15 protein-coding genes and 1 pseudogene are annotated in these 17,121 nt (G+C 72.5%); 5 read left to right on the top strand and 11 right to left on the bottom strand.

Translation table 11 applies throughout. The annotated features are described in order from the left end of the window. Positions 1–81 precede the first annotated feature (81 nt). Positions 82–906, top strand: coding sequence for a phosphoenolpyruvate hydrolase family protein (locus AB0P06_RS04900; protein ID WP_363605110.1), 825 nt, complete (start codon positions 82–84; stop codon positions 904–906). A 66-nt stretch (positions 907–972) separates the two neighbouring features. On the opposite strand, the pseudogene AB0P06_RS04895 reads toward AB0P06_RS04900, so the two are convergent. Both AB0P06_RS04895 and AB0P06_RS04890 read right to left on the bottom strand, forming a co-directional pair. Beyond that, positions 973–1,158: pseudogene (locus AB0P06_RS04895) on the bottom strand (epimerase); the annotation flags it as partial. Between the two features lie 107 nt (positions 1,159–1,265). Then, positions 1,266–1,847 (bottom strand): histidine kinase, encoded by a 582-nt coding sequence (locus tag AB0P06_RS04890; protein WP_363605109.1) that lies wholly within the window; start codon positions 1,845–1,847, stop codon positions 1,266–1,268. Between the two features lie 380 nt (positions 1,848–2,227). On the opposite strand from AB0P06_RS04890, the gene AB0P06_RS04885 reads away from it, so the two are divergent. Beyond that, positions 2,228–2,407, top strand: a complete 180-nt coding sequence (locus AB0P06_RS04885; RefSeq protein WP_363605107.1) for a hypothetical protein — start codon at positions 2,228–2,230, stop codon at positions 2,405–2,407. Between the two features lie 125 nt (positions 2,408–2,532). Then, a complete protein-coding gene (locus AB0P06_RS04880) occupies positions 2,533–5,856 on the top strand; it encodes a type 2 lanthipeptide synthetase LanM family protein (protein WP_363605106.1) in 3,324 nt (1,107 codons plus the stop codon). 102 nt (positions 5,857–5,958) lie between these two features. Here AB0P06_RS04880 and AB0P06_RS04875 read toward each other — a convergent pair whose 3' ends face one another. Next, entirely contained in the window at positions 5,959–8,265 is a 2,307-nt protein-coding gene (locus AB0P06_RS04875; protein ID WP_363605105.1) for a M9 family metallopeptidase, read from the bottom strand. Positions 8,266–8,466: 201 nt separating this feature from the next. Continuing rightward, positions 8,467–9,534, bottom strand: coding sequence for a tRNA (adenosine(37)-N6)-threonylcarbamoyltransferase complex transferase subunit TsaD (gene tsaD / locus AB0P06_RS04870; protein ID WP_363605104.1), 1,068 nt, complete (start codon positions 9,532–9,534; stop codon positions 8,467–8,469). Positions 9,535–9,638: 104 nt separating this feature from the next. On the opposite strand from tsaD, the gene AB0P06_RS04865 reads away from it, so the two are divergent. Then, entirely contained in the window at positions 9,639–10,154 is a 516-nt protein-coding gene (locus AB0P06_RS04865) for a Fur family transcriptional regulator (RefSeq protein WP_363605103.1), read from the top strand. Positions 10,155–10,292: 138 nt separating this feature from the next. Beyond that, positions 10,293–10,895 carry a superoxide dismutase gene (locus AB0P06_RS04860; protein ID WP_363605101.1) on the top strand — a complete coding sequence of 201 codons (603 nt, stop codon included), beginning with the start codon at positions 10,293–10,295 and terminating at the stop codon, positions 10,893–10,895. 59 nt (positions 10,896–10,954) lie between these two features. Here the strand turns inward: AB0P06_RS04860 and AB0P06_RS04855 are convergent, their stop codons facing one another. The 7 genes from AB0P06_RS04855 to meaB form a co-directional block, all read right to left on the bottom strand. Beyond that, positions 10,955–12,148, bottom strand: coding sequence for an XRE family transcriptional regulator (locus AB0P06_RS04855; RefSeq protein WP_363605100.1), 1,194 nt, complete (start codon positions 12,146–12,148; stop codon positions 10,955–10,957). A 458-nt stretch (positions 12,149–12,606) separates the two neighbouring features. Next, complete coding sequence (locus AB0P06_RS04850; protein ID WP_363605099.1) at positions 12,607–12,936, bottom strand: MazG-like family protein; 330 nt, start codon at positions 12,934–12,936, stop codon at positions 12,607–12,609. 19 nt (positions 12,937–12,955) lie between these two features. Next, the gene (locus tag AB0P06_RS04845; protein WP_363605098.1) at positions 12,956–14,281 is read right to left on the bottom strand and encodes a UDP-glucose/GDP-mannose dehydrogenase family protein; all 1,326 of its coding nucleotides are present in this window, start codon (positions 14,279–14,281) and stop codon (positions 12,956–12,958) included. Positions 14,282–14,384: 103 nt separating this feature from the next. Next, the gene (locus tag AB0P06_RS04840) at positions 14,385–14,717 is read right to left on the bottom strand and encodes a hypothetical protein (RefSeq protein WP_363605096.1); all 333 of its coding nucleotides are present in this window, start codon (positions 14,715–14,717) and stop codon (positions 14,385–14,387) included. Next, positions 14,714–15,721, bottom strand: a complete 1,008-nt coding sequence (locus AB0P06_RS04835) for a hypothetical protein (RefSeq protein ID WP_363605094.1) — start codon at positions 15,719–15,721, stop codon at positions 14,714–14,716. The genes AB0P06_RS04840 and AB0P06_RS04835 overlap by 4 nt, the downstream gene beginning before the upstream one ends. A 60-nt stretch (positions 15,722–15,781) precedes the next feature. Then, entirely contained in the window at positions 15,782–16,009 is a 228-nt protein-coding gene (locus tag AB0P06_RS04830) for a hypothetical protein (RefSeq protein ID WP_363605093.1), read from the bottom strand. 119 nt (positions 16,010–16,128) lie between these two features. Then, on the bottom strand, positions 16,129–17,121 hold the full coding sequence (gene meaB, locus AB0P06_RS04825; protein WP_363605091.1) for a methylmalonyl Co-A mutase-associated GTPase MeaB: 993 nt from the start codon (positions 17,119–17,121) through the stop codon (positions 16,129–16,131).

Below are 17,121 nucleotides of genomic sequence, written 5' to 3'. Positions count from 1 at the left end.
GAACCGCCGAACCGTCGAAACCACTGGGCCCGGCCCGTTCCGCGCAGCCCGGATCCACCCGACCGAAGAGGAGCCCCACCCGTGAACCGCACCGAAGCCCTGGCCCGACTGACCGCGCAGGTCACCGCCGGACGGCCCGTCATCGGGGCCGGCGCCGGTACCGGCCTCTCCGCCAAGTGCGCGGAGGCCGGCGGCGTCGACCTGCTGATCATCTACAACTCCGGCCGCTACCGGATGGCCGGCCGCGGTTCGCTGGCGGGCCTGCTGCCGTACGGCGACGCCAACGCCATCGTGCTGGAGATGGCGGGGGAGGTGCTGCCGGTGGTCCGGGAGGTGCCGGTGCTCGCCGGGGTGTGCGGGACCGACCCCTTCCGGATCATGGGCAACTTCCTCGACCAGCTGAAGGCCGTCGGCTTCACCGGCGTGCAGAACTTCCCCACGGTCGGGCTGTTCGACGGCAAGTTCCGGGAGAACCTGGAGGAGACCGGGATGGGCTTCGGCCTGGAGATCGACATGATCCGCCAGGCCCACGAGCGTGACCTGCTCACCGCCCCGTACGTGTTCGACCCGGAGCAGGCCGCCGAGATGGCCCGGGCCGGTGCGGACGTCCTCGTGCCGCACGTCGGGCTCACCACCAAGGGCTCCATCGGTGCGGCCACCGCGCTCACCCTCGACCAGGCCGCCGCCGCGGTGCAGGAGATGCACGACGCCGCGAAGCGGGTCAACCCGGACATCATCGTGCTCTGCCACGGCGGGCCGATCGCCGAACCCGAGGACGCCCGCTACGTCCTGGAGCACACCTCGGGGATCGCCGGCTTCTTCGGGGCCTCCTCCATGGAGCGCCTCCCCACCGAACGCGCCATCACCGAGCAGGCCCGCGCGTTCAAGTCCCTCCCGCTGGGCTGAGCCCGGGGCCGGGCCGGGGCCGGGCACCAGGTGCGGCGAGTGCCGTGCGTGGTGCGCCGGCCCGCTTCAGCCGGCGGCGGCCGGAGCCGCCGCCGGCCAGGCGCGGTACCAGGCGAGGGTGTCGTCGAGGCTGCGCCCGAGCGGGGTGGGCCGGACGCCGAAGGCCTGCTCGAACGCGGTCGAGTCCAGTATCTGGGCCTCGGTGTGCTGGTAGAACATCTCCGCGTACTCGGCCATGAACTGCTCGTCGAAGGCGCGCGCCCAGCTGGAACTGCTGGCGGACGCCTACGGGCTGCACTGACGGGTCCGGTCCGCCCCGCCCTGGTCCGGGCGGCGGGCGCCCGTGGTGGTTCGGCTACTCAGCGGTCGGCGGCACCCGGTTCGCCGGGCGTGCCTGGTGCCTCCGATGCCCCCGCGTCCTCCCGGTCCTCCCCGGTGTCCCGGTCCTCCCCGTCCTCCTCGGCCCGCCGTTCGGCCGCACGGACCTGCTCGTCGAACGCGTCCGCGCCGATCCGCTCGACCGTGGCCCCGTACCGGGCGGCGAGTTCGTCGGCCGGAGCCGGGGACGCCTCCCTGAGTTCCAGGACCAGCAGCGCCGCGCCGGCCGGGACGCGGGGGGAGAGCATGATCAGGCCGGCGCCGGTGGTCGTGGCGCGGCCCTCCTCGGCGGCGTTGCCGAGCGCGGCGCCGGCGGCGAACCCCAGCAGCGCGCCGATCGGGCCGCCCAGCATCCCGACCAGGCCGCCGACCAGTCCGGAGCCCACGGTCGCCACGCCCGCCCCGCGGGTGAAGCCGTCCCTGGGCTCCAGCAGGCCGTCGGCGCTGCGCTCCAGCACCGCGGCCTGACGGAGCCCGGGCAGCTGCTGGGCCTCCTCGAAGGCCGGGTGGCACGCGGCGCTGTCCCGGAAGGTGAGAAGGACGACGTTGTGCAGGTCGGTCATCGTGCTCCGATCGGGTCGGCGCAGGGTCTTCCACGGACCTCCATCGTGACCGGAGCCGCCGAGCGGTGCCACAGGAAGGCGGTGCCACAGGAAGAGCGCCGATCTCCCCAGGGCGCGCGGGTTCAAACGTCATGCCCGGTTCAACCGCTCGTCATCGTTCGGAATTCGGTCAGGTGCATGGCGACTCCGGCAGGGCCGGGCCAGCGAAGGTGCGCCGTCGGCGGGCGGAAGACGGGGCCGGGGCGGGGACGGAACGGTTCGGCGATCCTGGCCGGAACTCGAACGGGTGAATTCCTGAGACCTGGTGTGACGGGTGGGGCGCTGGGAGGATCCGGAGCTCAGCGAGTCCGTACCGGACTCGAACTCCTGTAGGAGGCATCATGCAGCCCACGGCGGAGCAGGTTCGCGCGCTCAAGGACGAGGACTTCCGACTGACCCTCGGCCAGGGCCACCAGGCCCACCCGGCCGGCGACCCGGCGGGCGAGGTGTACGTCACCGCGGCGGTGCAGTCCAGCACCTGCGGCTCGCCCTCCAGTTGTGCGCGCATCTGTAGCTTCTGAGCCACCGGCTCACGAGGCGTCCCCGGTGCCTGCGCCGGGGGCGCCCCGCCCGCTGCCGAGGGGCCCCCGACCCGACTCCGACCGAGCAGAACCGAGCAGAACCGAACAGAGAGGCGGCCCAGCCCGTGGTCGACGCGTCCGAACTCCGACGGGCTGCGGCCCTAGCCGTACCGCTGGCCCGGCGTGGCCGGGCGGGGAGCGGTGCCGCGTCCGGGCCGGAGCCCGAGGACGCGGGCGGGCGGGTGGAGCGGGCCGCGCGGATCCTCGACCGCTGGCGGGCCCAGCCGCCGTTCGACCGGGACGGCTGGTTCGAGCGCCGGCTCGCCGCCGACGGGCTCGACGCCGACGCGCTGCGCGCCCTGCTCGCCGAGACCCCCGAAGCCCTGGCCGCCCGCCTCGGCCGGACCGGGGCGGGCCCCACGGCGGACTCCGGGGCGGGCCCAGAAGCCGACCCCGAGCCGTGGGTCGAACACCTCGCCGCCGCCTTCGAGGCGTCCCCGGCCCCCGAGCCGCTGGAGATCCCCGAAGACCACGCCTTCGCCGCGCTCGCCGGACCCCTGCTGGCCGCCGCCCGCGATCGCCTGTGCGCGGGCATCGCCGCCCTCGCCGCCGAGTCCCCCGAAACGGCCGCGCTCGGCGCCCCCGAGAGGCTCACCGCGCTGGTGACGCCCGCACTCACGGCCTCCGCCCACACGACGGCCGTCCGCACCGTGATCACCGAACTCCACGTCGCCCGGATCGCCGGCGGGCTGACCGGTGACACCCCCGAAGCGCGGTACCGCGGCTTCCTGGACCGGATCACCGCGCCCGAGCAGGCGCTCCTGCTCCTCGCCGAATACCCCGTCCTGGCCCGCCGCCTCACCGTGGCCGCCGAGCAGTGGACGGAGACCGGCCTCGCCCTGTTCCGCCGCCTCGCCGCCGACCTCCCCGCGATCTCCTGCACCTTCGCCGACGGCCGCCCGCTCGGCCGGCTCACCGAACTCACCACCGGCCTCGGCGACCCCCACCGGGGCGGCGCCACCGTCTGCGGGCTGCGGTTCGAGCACGAGGGGCACACCACCCGGATCATCTACAAACCACGCCCGCTCGGCGCCGAACTGCACTTCCAGCAACTGCTGCGGTGGATCAACCCGCGCCTTCGGCTGCCCCTCCTCGACCTGGCCTACCTGGCCGGAGACGGCTACGGCTGGACGGCCCACGTCACCGCCGAACCAGCCCGCGACCAGGCAGAGTTGAGCGCCTTCTACCACCGGGCCGGCGTCCTCGCCGCGCTGCTCCACCTCCTCGACGCGGTGGACTGCCACGCCCAGAACCTGCTCGCCGTCCGCGACCAGCCGGTACTGATCGACCTGGAGGCACTGCTCCACCCCGACCTGCACGAGCCCACCAAGGACCTCTCCGAGTCCGAACGCCTCGCCCGCCACGACGCCCTGCACTCGGTGCTCCGCTCCGGCCTGCTGCCCGAACGGATGTGGGACGAGAACGGCAACGGCGGCACCGACCTCTCGGCGCTCGGCTGGGACCCGGACACGCTGCCGCCGCGCGCGGTGCCCGTCCTGGCCGGCGAGGGCACCGACGAACTGCGCCTCGAATACCGGCGGATGCCCGTCGAGGCGGCCGGCAGCCGCCCGGTCCCGCCCGGGCAGCCGCTGCGGCCCGCCGACTTCGCCGCCGAGCTGGAGGCCGGCTTCACCGAGGCGTACCAGGTGCTGGCGGGGGAGAAGGAGCCGGTCCGTGGGCTGCTGCGGGCCTTCGCGGCGGACGAGACCCGGCTGCTGCGCCGCGACACCCTGGAGTACCGCAGCCTGCTGACCACCGGCTGCCACCCCGACCTGCTGCGCGACGCGCTGGACCAGGACCGTCACTTCGACCGGCTCTGGGCACTCGCCGCCTGGGAGGGCCACGCGCTCGCCTTCGTCGAGCACGAGCGCGCCGACCTCTGGCGTGGCGACGTGCCGGTCTTCACCATCCGCCCGGACGGCGTGGACGCCCGCGCCGCGAGCGGGGCCGTCATCCCCGGGGTCGCGGCCCGGCCCGCACTGGAGCTGGCCCTCGCCAAGGTGGACCGGCTCGGCCCCGAGGACCTCGCGCGCCAGGTGCAGCTGCTGCGGCTCTCCGTGACCACGGCCGACGGAGCCCGCGAACCGCGCCGCCCGGCCGCCGCACCGCGGCATGCCGCGCCCCGGCACACCGCACCACAGAACGCCGCACCACAGGACCCCGCAGCGCTCGACCGGCTGCGAACCCGCGCCCTGGCCAAGGCGGTCGAGGCCGGTGAGCAGCTGCTGCGCGAGGCGTACCGGGGGCGCGCGGACCTCGCCTGGGCCGGTCCGAACTGGGCCCCGCCCGGCCGCTGGGCCCCGGCCGAACTCGGCCCGGACCTCTACAGCGGAACGGCCGGCGTCGCGCTCTTCCTCCACCAACTCGCCCTGGCCGGAGGCGATCCGGCGCACCGGGCCGCCGCCCGCGCGGCCGGGACGACGCTCCGCCAGCAGATCCGGCGACGGGCCGACCGGCTCGGCGGCGGCCTGGCCGGCACCGGCGGCCTGCTCTACACCCTGGCCCAGCTCGCCGCCGACCACCCCGACGCCGAACTCGACGCCCTCGGCGAGCTGTTGGTCGCCCGGGCCGCCGCCACCGCGGGCGAGGACACCTGCTACGACCTGATCGCGGGCAGCGCGGGCACCATCGGCGGCCTCGCCGCCTGGGGCGCGGTGCGCCCCGGCCCGGCGGTGACCGACGCACTGGCCCGCTGCGCGGAGCGGCTGGTCGTGCAGGCCCGGCCGCACCCCGAAGGCGGGACCGGCTGGCTGCCCGCCACCCTGGCCGACGCCGTGGACCGCCCGCTCGCCGGGTTCGCCCACGGCGGCTCCGGCATCGCCTGGGCGCTGGCCCGGGCCGGACACCTGCTCGGTGACGCCCGGCTGCCCGAACTCGCCCTCGGCGCCCTGGAGTACGAGCGCACGCTGTTCGACCCGGCCGCCGCCAACTGGCGTGACGTACGGGAGGACGGCACGCCGGAAGCGCCGTCCCACCCCGTTCTCTGGTGCCATGGCGCGGCCGGCATCGCCCTGGCCCGGGTCGAGCTGGCCGGGCTGCTCACCGGTCTGCCGGACGGCGAGGGCGAGGTGCTCCGCAAGGAGCGCGACACCGCCCTGGACACCGTGGTCCGACACGGTTTCGGCCTCAACTTCTCCCTCTGCCACGGCGATTTCGGCAACCTGGAACCCCTGCTGCTGGCCGGCGGCCACTGGCGCGCGGCCGGCCTGCGGCAGGCCGGCGCCACCCTGGACGCCCTCGACCGGCGCGGCTGGGTCTGCGGCCTCCCGCACGGCGTCCACAGCCCGTCCCTGCTGGTCGGCCTGGCCGGCATCGGCCACGGCCTGCTCCGCCTCGCCGCCCCGGACACCGTCCCCGCCGTGCTCGCCCTCCACCCGCCGGTCCGTTGAGGCGTATCTGAGGCCCGCCGCTCGTCGAGTGGTCGGCGGGAGCCGAACGCCGAGGATGGCCCTGCGGTAACCGCAGGGCCATCCAACCACTATGACGTCATGTCAGCTGGTCTTGTACTGCGTGGTGACGGTCGCCCCGCTGAAGCCCTGCTGGGCGTAGAGGCTGAAGTACACCCAGCCGGACGGCGGGTTGGCGATGGTGAGGCTCTCGCCGTTGCCGGGGTTGGCGGACTTCTTCAGGTAGGAGCCGGTGGTGGCCCAGCTGCCGCCGTTGTAGTAGAGGTCGGCGTTGCCGGTGCCGCCGCTGCTGGTGATGGTCAGCTCCTTCACCCCGGCCGGCAGGTTCAGGAACATGTAGCTGTAGTTGCCGGTGGTGGCCGCGACGCCGTCCCGGCGGCAGTTCTGGTCGAACTGGCGGGGGTCGGCGATGGTGCAGAGCGGGGCCTGGACGGGCGGCACGGTGCCGCACTTGTCGGCCGCGCAGGCGGTCAGCCAGGTGGCGAAGTCGGCGTCGTACCGGGTGCCGATGGTGCTGGTGAGCAGCGTGCGGGCACCGGCCCAGTCGCCGGCCCGGTACTTGGCGAGCACCGCGTCCACGTCCTGCGGGTGCGACTGGAGCATGTAGCGCACCGCCAGGTAGCCCCACTGGTAGATCCGGGTGGAGTCGGCGTTGTCGTAGGTGGTGTCGAAGAGCTGGCTCAGCTTGTAGGTGCCCTTGCCGGCCTCGGCGACCGCCTTGTCGTAGTGCTCGTTGCGGTAGCTGTACGAGACGTACTCGGCGAGCCCCTCGACCCACCAGATGGTCGGGGTCACCATGCCGGCCTCGAAGTCGCCGTACATGTCGTAGCGGCCGTCGAGGTAGTGGGTGTACTCGTGGTTGAGGTTCCAGATCTGGAAGTCGGGGCGCAGCCAGTCGGCCTCGTGGGCGATGAAGCGGGCCTGGTTGCCGGCCTTGGCCGGGTCGCCCTCCTCGTACATGCCGCCGTTGTCGACGGCGATGTTGTACATGTTCCAGGCGTAGAGGGTGTACTCGTAGTAGTCGTGGAAGACGACGACCTCAAGGCTGGTGTTGACGTCGTTGGCGACCGGGCCCTTGTCCTTGACCACCTTGTGGAAGAACGCGTCCTGGTTGATCAGGCTGGTGCAGGTGTCGGCGAGCTGGGCCGGGGTCATCTGCTGCGCGCGGATGCGCAGGTTGGGGTTGCAGGTGTGGTCGACGGTCAGCACCAGCGGGACGAGCCGGGTGGGCAGGTCGCAGATGCCGTAGTAGGAGCAGCTGCCGGTGTCGCGCTTCTCGGCGTACCAGACCAGGTTCATGGTGAGCGGGCCGGTGGCGCCGACCAGCGGGTAGCGGTTGATCAGGTCCTTGACCAGCGGCCGGGCCTGGGGCTTGAGCGGGGCGGAGTTGAGCAGGTTGCCGACCTGGATGCCGATGTCGGTGGCGAGGTCGCTGCCGGTGAGCATCGAGCTGTTGCGGGTGACGAAGGAGGCCATCGTGGTGGCGAAGCCCGGGTCGGCCTGCAGGGCGGCGGTGAACTCGGGCAGCTCGACGCCGCGTTCGATGACGGTCTTGGTGTTGGCGACGGCGTCGTACATCGCGCCGGTCCAGGAGCCGGTGTAGTCGGTCAGCAGGCGCTTGACGACGCCGGTGTAGCGGGCGTTCTCCTGGGCGCTGTCGATCAGGGTGACGGCCTCGGCCAGCGTGGCACCGTTGGCCTGGCTGACGTCCTTGCTGTGCGGGGCGGCGAAGAAGGCGTCCAGCGCGCCGCGGATGGAGGTCTGGAGCGCGGTGCCGTACGGGCCGACGACGTCGCCGTGGTACCACTGCACGTAGTAGCCGGCGCGCAGGAAGAGCACCAACTGCCCGGCGGAGGTGGAGTTGTCGCCGGGGTAGCCGGTGGCGGTGTCGCGCAGGGCGTCGGCGACGGAGACCATCTGGGCCTCGCGGAAGGCGTTCTTGGCGTCGTCGCCGGTGAGGTTGAACAGCGTGTTGACGCAGTCCAGTCCGGCGGCCTTGACCTGCTGGACCAGCGCGCTGCCGGACTTGCCGGTGAAGGCGGAGACGTCGCAGGCCGCGGCGGTCGCGGAGGGGGAGGCCGCGAGGTTCCTGGCGGCCTTGGCGGCCGGGGTGGTGGCCGGCTGCGGGGCGGCGGGCCTGTCGGCGTCGGCCGAGGCGAGCGGCCGTCCGTCCGGCTTCGCGTCGGGGGACTTGGGGACCGGGATCGCGCGCGGGGCGGCCGGGCGGTCGGCGCCGCTCGTGCCGGTGGTGCCGGTGGTGCTGCCGGGGCCGGCGGTCGGGACGGGGGCGGCCTGGCTCCGCGGGGCGAAGAGGCCGAGGGCGAGGAAGAGTGCGACGGCCAGCGCCAGCACTCGGCCCGCCTGGGCCGTACATATCCGGAAGGGGCGCATCTGTGGGGGCCTCCGGGGCCGTTGTGGTCGCGAGTTGGGGGGTGCGACCAATTGATGTGTGACATGTAAAATGGCACATGTCGCCGTGTGGCGGGAAGGCCTGGGAGGGGATTGCCCTCCGGCGAAACCGAAACGTTGTCAGATGCGGCCCGCGGTGGCCGGGGAATGGTCGAGCACGACCCGAGCGGGGTCAAGTGGGGCTCAGGCCACGGAGGTTCGGGCCTCCGGGGTCAGCGCGGCGTACTCCAGCGGGGCGGACGGGTCGATCGACAGGTTCGCGGGGGCGGGCGCGGCGCCGGCGCGGACCAGCAGGTCGCCGATGGCGGCGACCATGGCGCCGTTGTCGGTGCAGAGCCGCAGCGGCGGCACCCGCAGGGCGACACCGGCGGCGGCGCAGCGCTGCTCGGCGAGCGCCCGGACCCGTGAGTTGGCCGCGACGCCGCCGACCACCACCAGGGTGGAGATGCCGTGGTCGGTGCAGGCGCGGACGGCCTTGCGGGTGAGCACGTCGGCGATCGCCTCCTGGAGGGCGGCGGCCGCGTCGGGGACGTGCGGCTCGGTGCCGGCCGCGCGATGGCCCTCCACCCAGCGGGCGGCGGCGGTCTTGAGGCCGGAGAAGGAGAACGCGTACGGGTCGTCGCGCGGCCCGGTGAGCGGGCGCGGGAGCCGGACGGCGCCCGGGTCGCCGTCGCGGGCCGCGCGGTCGATGGCGGGCCCGCCGGGGTAGGGCAGGCGCAGGATCCGCGCGACCTTGTCGAAGCACTCGCCGGCCGCGTCGTCCAGGGTGTCGCCGAGGTGGACGATCGGGTCCCGGGCCAGGTCGCGGACCAGCAGCAGCGAGGTGTGCCCGCCGGAGACGATCAGTACCACGCAGGGGTCGGGCAGCGGTCCGCCGTCCAGCGTCGCGGCGGCGACGTGCCCGGCCAGGTGGTGCACCCCGTACAGCGGGACGCCGAGCGAGAAGGCGTAGCTCTTGGCGGCGGCCACCCCGACCTGGAGTGCCCCGGAGAGCCCGGGGCCGGTGGTGACCGCGACGGCGCCGACGTCGGCCAGGGCGAGCCCGGCCCGGTCCAGCGCCTCGCGGACCACCGGCGCCATCGCGTGCACATGGGCGCGGGCGGCGATCTCGGGCACCACCCCGCCGAAGCGGGCGTGCTCGTCCATGCTGGAGGCCACCGCCTGCCCGAGCAGCCGGCCGTCCCGGACGAGACCGGCGCCGGTCTCGTCGCAGGAGGACTCGATCCCCAGCACCACCGGCGATCCCGCCACCGAAGCTCACCCGACCCATACAGCTCGTACTGCTCAGAAAAAGTAGTTGCACATATTGTGCAATAAGGTGGGCAGGGTCCGGGGCGGGGGTGCGAGGAGACGTGATGGGCGGCGCGGTGGCGGGCGGAGTCGGGTCGACGGTCGGGTCGGGGAGCGTGCCGCCGGCGCGGACCGAACGGGCCGGCGCGGCGCGGGCCTGCCGGAGCGGCCCGGACGTCGCGGAGGCCTGCCGGGAGCTGCTGCGCTCCGGCGGCGGCCGCTGCACCGGGCCCCGGCTGCTGGTGCTCGCCGCCCTGCGCGAGCACGGCGGCCATCTCACGGTGGCCGGGATCCACCGCCGGATCGCCGAGAGCGGCGCCTGCGTCAGCGTCTCCACCGTCTACCGCGCGGTCGAGCGGCTGGCCGAGCTGGACCTGGTGCACGGCGTCCGCGGCCTCGGCGGCGAGCTCAGCTACGGCCTGGTCGGCGAGCCGCACCACCACGCGCTCTGCGCGGTCTGCGGGGCGGTCTCCGAGTTCCCCTACGAGCTGCTGGCCGGCGCGGTGGCGGACACCGCCCGGCGGACCGGCTTCCGGCTGGAGTCACTGGTCGTCAACGGGGTCTGCCCGGACTGCCAGTGACGCGCCGCCCGCCGGGCCCCGGGGTGATGGCCGCGATCGGTTCGCTGAGGCATATGCTTCGTTATTGCAAGTGATACGCAATAGTGTTGTTCCGGCACGATCGCCATCGTTGAACTCGCCGAAAGGGGCCGTGTCCTGATGGGCACCTACTCGCTTCCCGACCTTCCGTACGACTACTCCGCGCTCGAGCGGGCGATGTCCGCCGAGATCCTGGAGCTGCACCACTCCAAGCACCACGCCGCCTACGTCAAGGGCGCCAACGACACCCTGGAGCAGCTGGCCGAGGCCCGCGACAAGGAGCAGTTCGGCGGCCTGGTGGGTCTGCAGAAGACCTTCGCCTTCCACCTGTCCGGCCACGTGCTGCACTCCCTCTTCTGGGAGAACCTCTCCCCGGAGGGCGGCGACCGCCCCGAGGGCGAGCTGGCCGACGCGATCACCGAGCACTTCGGCAGCTTCGAGGCGTTCAAGAAGCAGCTCACCAACGCCACCACCGGCGTCCAGGGCTCCGGCTGGGGCATCCTGTCCTGGGAGCCGCTCGGCCGGCGCCTGATCGTCGAGCAGGTCTACGACCACCACGGCAACGTCGGCCAGGGCACCACCCCGCTGCTGGCCTTCGACGCCTGGGAGCACGCCTACTACCTGCAGTACCGCAACGTCCGCCCCGACTACGTCACCCGCCTGTGGGACGTCGTCAACTGGCAGGACGTCTCGTCCCGCTTCGCGGCCGCCAAGACCGTCTGACCTGATTCAGGCGGCAGGAAGGTCCCGGACCGGTCGGGCGGTCCGGGACCTTCCCTGCGTCAGGGGAGCCGCAACAGCGTCGTCCGGTGCTTCCAGGCAAGCCGCAGGAGTGCCGCACCGGCGGGCTGCATCGGCTCCGTGCCGGTGAGGCGGTCCACCTGCTCAGCCGTGAACGGGATGCCCGCCGACCGCCCTGTCGCATCGTCCAGTCCGACGCGACGACCTTCCTCGTTGCCGGAGACGATGCGCCGGAACGTCTCGTCGAACAGGTCGGCGTCGAACACGGCCACGGTGAGCATGTCGGTGACGAAGGTCAGTGGGTCCATCCCGAGGCCCAGCCAGAACACCCGCAGGCTGCCGTCCTCACGCGCTGCGGTGAGCGTCTTGTCGAGTGGCCAGGCGGCGTAGTCGATGGGTGCCTTGTCGCTCCCGTAGTCCTCGGTGTTGCCGAGCAGTTCCTCGCTCAGCTCCCTGAGGATGGCCCGCCAGAGATCGAAGTCGTTCTCCTCGTTCCACGGTGCGTCGTGCGAGGCCTGGAACATCCCGACCGGCATCACCTGGTAGAGGCCGCCGCCACTGGCGACCTTCCCGGGGTCACGCCAGTGCAGCACGAACTCCGCGTCGCCGGTTTGACGATCGTGCCGGATCGTCAACGTGCTGGTGGCCGCCATGACGGGGCGGCGCGTGAGGTCGGTCGGATCGGCGATGGCGGCCCGGAAGGGCGTGGCGGCAAGGCTCACTGGCCCATCCGGACCCGCCAGGACGGCTGCGGCGTACTCGTGCGCAACGGCCTCACAGATGTTGATGACGTCGAAGTACTGGCCGCGCCCGAAGGTCAGCACCGGTCCGGCGACGGACGTCTCGACATCAAGCAGGCGGTAGCAGCTTCGGTTCTCGAACAGCCTGGGTTTGGCAAGATCCCGAACCGCGTCGGCGTAGCGGCGACAGGTCGTTCCGTCCTGCTGGCGCGGGCGGATGTGATCCAGCTCGGGTCCGCCACCGTCCACAGGTGCTGCGGGCGTGTCCGGCTGCCAGCGCAGTCGGACACGCTCCAGTGGCACCGGCTGCTCCGGAATCCAGTGCCGGCGGGCAAGTAGAGGTGTTCCAGGGACCAGGTGGTCGGGAGGGCTCTCGGCCAGGAGTCGGCTGGTCAAGGCGAAGCGGTGATCATTCAGGAAGGCTCGAACCCGCTGCCACTGTTCCCTGCTGTCCAACGAGTTCGGCCGGTCATCTGCCACGGGCGCGCTGGGCACGACGCTCCTTCTTTGTATACAAGTGCGACGACTCGTGCCCGGTTACGGACTGAGCAACCGGTCGCGGTACTTCCAGGTCAGAGCCAAGCATGCTGCGCCAGGCGGCGCCATGGGTTCGTCTCTGATGAACTGTGAGACGTTCTGTTCGGTGAAAGGGATACCACTTGAGATGTCCCGGCCGTTCCACTCGGTGCGCGTCCCAGACGTCCACCGTCACACGGTGGGCGTGGACTGTTGCTGGTGGAGGCGATGGCGCATGCCTGGGGGTGGCATCCGGCGGGGGCGGGCAAGGTCGGGTGGTTCGAGTACCTGGAAACCTGCGAGGCGCCGTGCCCCCACACGTGGGGGCACGGCGCGTGACCTGCACTCTCCGCGCGAGGTGGCGAAACACCTCGCCGCTCTTCCGGGTGCGTGGTCGTGCCGCCTGCCACCGGACGGCAGCCGTCCGGTGGCGAGGGTCAGGTGGCGGCCGCCGCCTCGCGTCCCCGGCGGGTGCGGCGGTGGAAGATCTCGGTGAACGTTTGGCGCCAGCCGTGGGGGTCGACGTAGTGCATGGCGATCACGGACGCGATGACGGCGCCGGTCAGGTCGTTCTGCACCTCGGCCCACGAGTGGATGTCGGTGCAGGTGGTGAGTCCCTTCAAGCCGTGCAGGGCGTGCATGGCTTCGCCGGCTTCCTCGCCGACCTTTCCGATCTGAAGGGCTCTCAGTTCCTCCAGGGGCAGCTCGGCGCCGGCGACGCGGCACACGGCGGACAGCTTCTCGATCGCGTCGAAGAGATCTTCCATTGCCGTGACCCTTTCCTGGTTACCGGGTGGGTTGGGGTCGGCCAAGCTGGTGGACGGCCCATCCGTGGGTGCGCCACAGGTCGGCGTCCAGGACGTTCCGCAGGTCGATGACCAGCGGGTTTTGCACCAGCGACCGGAGCTCGGTGGGGTTGGCGTCGCGGAACTGCGGCCACTCGGTGCCGATCACGACCGCGTCCGCGTCGCGGGAGGCTTCGGCGGTGGTGTCGGCGTAGTCGAGTTCGGGGTGCCGGACGATTGCGGTCGCGTTCGCGTGCGGGTCGTGGACGGTGACCTGCGCGCCTCGGGTGTGCAGCAGTGAGGCCAGAGCGAGTGCGGGGGATTCGCGGACGTCGTTGGTGCCGGCCTTGAAGGACGCGCCCCACATGGCGATCCGAGCGCCGTTCAGGGGCCGCGCCAGGTGGGCTTCGACCAGGGCGGCGGCGGAGTGCGGCCGGTTCTCGTTGATGCGCTCGGCCGCCCTCAGCAACTCGGCGGCGTCGTTCGCGCCGAGGTGAGCGGCGGAGGCGGTGAACGCCCGGACGTCCTTGGGCAGGCAGCCACCGCCGTAGCCGATGCCGGGCTGCATTCCGCCGGCGCCGATACGCGGGTCCATGCCGAGGGCCCGCACCAGGGTGATCACGTCGGCACCGGCGGCGGTGCACATGTCCGCGACGGCGTTGACGAACGACACCTTGAGGCCGAGAAAGGTGTTCGCGGCGCCCTTGATCAGCTCGGCCGTCTCCGGGGTGGTGACGAACAGCGGGCAGCCGTCCGCCAGAATCGGCGCGAACACCTCACGCACGACGGCTTCGGCGTCAGGGCTGGTGAGCCCGGCCACCAGCCGATCCGGGCGAAGGGTGTCCTCGACGGCGTGGCCTTCGCGCAGGAACTCGGGGTTCCACACGACGTGGACGGCTTCGCCGGCCGGGGCGAGCCGCTGCACAAGCCGCGTCAGGTGGGCGGTGGTGCCGACGGTGACGGTCGACTTCCCGATGATCGTGCACGGCCGCGTCAGGTGCGTCGCGAGCGTCCGAGCGGCCCCGAAGACCTGTCCCGGGTCGTAGGACCGGCCGTCGGCGTCGATCGGGGTTCCGACCGCGAGGAAGTGCACGTCAGCGAACGCGGCGGCCTCGGCGATGCTGGTCGTGAACCGCAGTTGCCCGGAGCCGGTGTGTTTGGCGAGCAGTTCGGGCAGCCCGGCTTCGAAGATCGGGGCTTCGCCCTGGTTGAGCTGGTCGATCTTGGCTGCGTCGAGATCGACGCCCAGGACTTCGTGGCCGAGGTGGGCCATTCCGGCGGCGTGGGGGATGCCGAGGTGGCCGCAGCCGATCACGGAAACGCGCATCGTGGTCCTTGTCGGATGGAGTGGTCGCGGGGCGCGCGGGCGTGCGCGCTCCCGCGACGCTACCGGCCCGGCGGGGCCCAACTGACCGACATGTGATGGACCGTCACGCGGAGACGTTCGGCAACTCGCACAGCCGGCGCAGGGCAGGGATCGCGGCCTGCCGCACGACCACGTCGCCGGTATGGGCTCCCTCGATCGGGCAGGGCTTGAAGGTGCCGTTCTCCACCAGCCCTTCGGGGTCGACGTAAAAGATGCGCATATCCATCTCGCGGGCGCGCTGCTGGACCGCGCGCCGGTCTGCGTGCAAGCCGACGACCAGCAGGGCCCGGGCCTCGGGCAGCAGCGGCACCGGTGGGATCTTCTGGTCATAGCGGCGGACGAAGACCTCGGGCAGCCCGGCCCGCGCCGAGAGGCTGTCGAAGTTGTGCGTGATCACCGGGCCGACACCAAATGGCCGGTGGTGTGGAGGGCCTTGAGCGCGCGGTGCGCGGCCGTCGGCTCGGCCAGGAAGTATGCGCGGAACATCGCGACCAGGTCGGGTGCCTTGGTGTCGGCGCTGAGCAGCATCTCTGGGATCAGCGTGTCAGCCTCGTGGCTGAGGGTGAAAGCGTGGGACTGCGTCAGGGTGTTGTCGCGGCGGTCGGTGACCCGGTACACCTCGTGCAGGTAGTGCAGCGGCGGGATACCGGCTTCGATCGACGTGCCGCAGCCGACCTCGACCTGAAACGGCAGGAAGTCCAGGATCGGCGTCAGGTCGGGCGCGATCGTCGGCTCTCCACGTCGGTCCTTGATCCGCATGCCGCCCGCGAGAACGTCCCACGGCAGGTTCCGCACGGTGCGCGGAACCTTGAAGTCCTCCGAGATGAAGCACAGGTCGACGGACCGGAAGCCGGTCGGCGTGGGGCGCCCGGCACGCTCGTCCTGTGGGTGGTCGTCGTACTCGGCAACGGCGACCCGCAGGTCACCCTTCGCCCACACACCGTCGCCCTTCGAGCGCCACGCGCCCTGGTCGAGCCACATGCCGATCTGCCGCAGGTGTGTGGCGATCTCGTCGGCCGGGGCGGTGAAGGAGTGGAACAGGTACAGGTCCGAGAGGACCAGGCGCGTGACGGGGAACGTGTAGTCCAGCCCGTACTGGTAACGGTAGGCCCAACCGGGGGCGGTCGAGCAGACCTCCAGCAGGGTGTCCAGCGCGGTGTCCGACTGTCGGGTGTCCGCCTGTGCAAGGGCGATGCCGAGCAGCAGGCGGTTCCGCGCGGACGGCGTGAGGCTGGAGGTGTCGCCGATCGATTCGAACAGGCCGAGCGCCTTGCCGGGGCGGCCGGTCGATACGGCAGTGCCGACGGCCTGCGCGGTGACCGTGGCCGGTCCGAACGCCGTGCCGTTCACGGTCACGTCCCGGTCCATCCGGGCGGCGACCGCGTGGCCTTGGGACAGCAAGTCGTCGGCCCCGTCGACGTTGCCCTGACGGGCCGCGACGACGGCGGCGAACGTGACGTGTCACCCGTAGGTGGCGAGCAGGCCGAGCTCCCGGTGCCCGTAGTGGGGTTCGATCGACTCGTACGACGCCCGTGCGGTCTCCTCCGCCTGGTCGAGCCGGGCATCCCGCATGTAGATCCACGACCGGCCGGACGCGACCATGGCCGAGCGGACGGTGTCGCCGGAGCGGTAGGTCTCCCATGCGGCGGTGAGCCCGGCCGCGAGCTCGGCCGGGGGCGGCGGCTGCACGTCGACGCCGACATCGGCGGCGGTGTCGTGGACGGCGCGGGACAGTTCGCGCGGCCGTGCCGCCTGACCGTACGACGAAGCGCCTCGACATCGCGTGCGAGTCGAGGCGCTTCGTGGACCTAGGAGGCGCCGAAGAAGCTGTCCAGGATCTGCTGGGCGGCCAGGCCGGCCGGGAGGGAGCCGGCGCGGACCTGGGCCTCCAGTTCGGGGGCCAAGCGCCGTACTTCGGGGTGTTCGTGGAGGCGGGCGTAGAGCTGGTCGTGGACCATGGCCCAGGTCCACTCGACCTGCTGGTCGCGCCGCTTCGTCGCCAGCGCGCCGGTGGCGTCGAGGACCTTGCGGTGCTGCTGGAGCCGTTCCCACAGTACGTCGAGTCCGGCGCCGTCCCGGCCGCTGCAGGTGAGGACCGGGGGTGTCCAGGGCGCGTCCGGGGCCTGCAACAGCCGTAGCGCGCCGGCGAGTTCGCGCGCGGCGGCGCGGGCGTCGGTCTCGTGCGGGCCGTCCGCCTTGTTGACCGCGATGACGTCGGCGAGCTCCAGTACGCCCTTCTTGATGCCCTGCAGCTGGTCCCCGGTGCGGGCCAGGCTGAGCAACAGGAAGGTGTCCACCATCCCGGCCACCGCCGTCTCGGACTGGCCGACTCCCACCGTCTCGATCAGCACGACGTCGTAGCCGGCCGCCTCCATCACCACCATCGACTCCCGGGTGGCCTTGGCGACGCCGCCGAGGGTGCCGGAGGTGGGGGAGGGGCGGACGAAGGCGTGCGGGTCGACGGCGAGGCGCTCCATCCGGGTCTTGTCGCCCAGGATGGAGCCGCCGGTGCGGGAGGACGTCGGGTCCACGGCGAGCACCGCGACCCGGTGTCCCGACGAAGTGAGCATCGTGCCGAAGGAGTCGATGAAGGTCGACTTGCCGACACCGGGCACACCGGTGATGCCCACCCGGACCGCCCCGCCCGCGTGCGGCAGCAGCCGCTGGAGCAACTGCTGGGCCAGCACGCGGTGGTCGGGCCGGGTGGACTCGACGAGGGTGACGGCGCGCGCGATGTGGGCGCGCGAGCCGTCCAGGACACCCGTCACGTAGCTGTCGAGGTCGATCGTCCGTGGAGGCAT

Source organism: Kitasatospora sp. NPDC088351, from assembly GCF_040685575.1.
Classification (GTDB): domain Bacteria; phylum Actinomycetota; class Actinomycetes; order Streptomycetales; family Streptomycetaceae; genus Kitasatospora.
This window is presented reverse-complemented; position numbering and strand designations above follow the sequence as displayed.

Excerpts from the sequence above, each read along its gene's own strand:
- AB0P06_RS04890 (WP_363605109.1), bottom strand. The coding sequence starts at position 1,847 with ATGACCGACCTGCACAACGTCGTCCTTCTCACCTTCCGGGACAGCGCC.
- AB0P06_RS04885 (WP_363605107.1), top strand. The coding sequence starts at position 2,228 with ATGCAGCCCACGGCGGAGCAGGTTCGCGCGCTCAAGGACGAGGACTTC.
- AB0P06_RS04875 (WP_363605105.1), bottom strand. The coding sequence starts at position 8,265 with ATGCGCCCCTTCCGGATATGTACGGCCCAGGCGGGCCGAGTGCTGGCG.
- AB0P06_RS04865 (WP_363605103.1), top strand. The coding sequence starts at position 9,639 with ATGGGCGGCGCGGTGGCGGGCGGAGTCGGGTCGACGGTCGGGTCGGGG.
- AB0P06_RS04860 (WP_363605101.1), top strand. The coding sequence starts at position 10,293 with ATGGGCACCTACTCGCTTCCCGACCTTCCGTACGACTACTCCGCGCTC.
- AB0P06_RS04850 (WP_363605099.1), bottom strand. The coding sequence starts at position 12,936 with ATGGAAGATCTCTTCGACGCGATCGAGAAGCTGTCCGCCGTGTGCCGC.
- AB0P06_RS04845 (WP_363605098.1), bottom strand. The coding sequence starts at position 14,281 with ATGCGCGTTTCCGTGATCGGCTGCGGCCACCTCGGCATCCCCCACGCC.
- meaB (WP_363605091.1), bottom strand. The coding sequence starts at position 17,121 with ATGCCTCCACGGACGATCGACCTCGACAGCTACGTGACGGGTGTCCTG.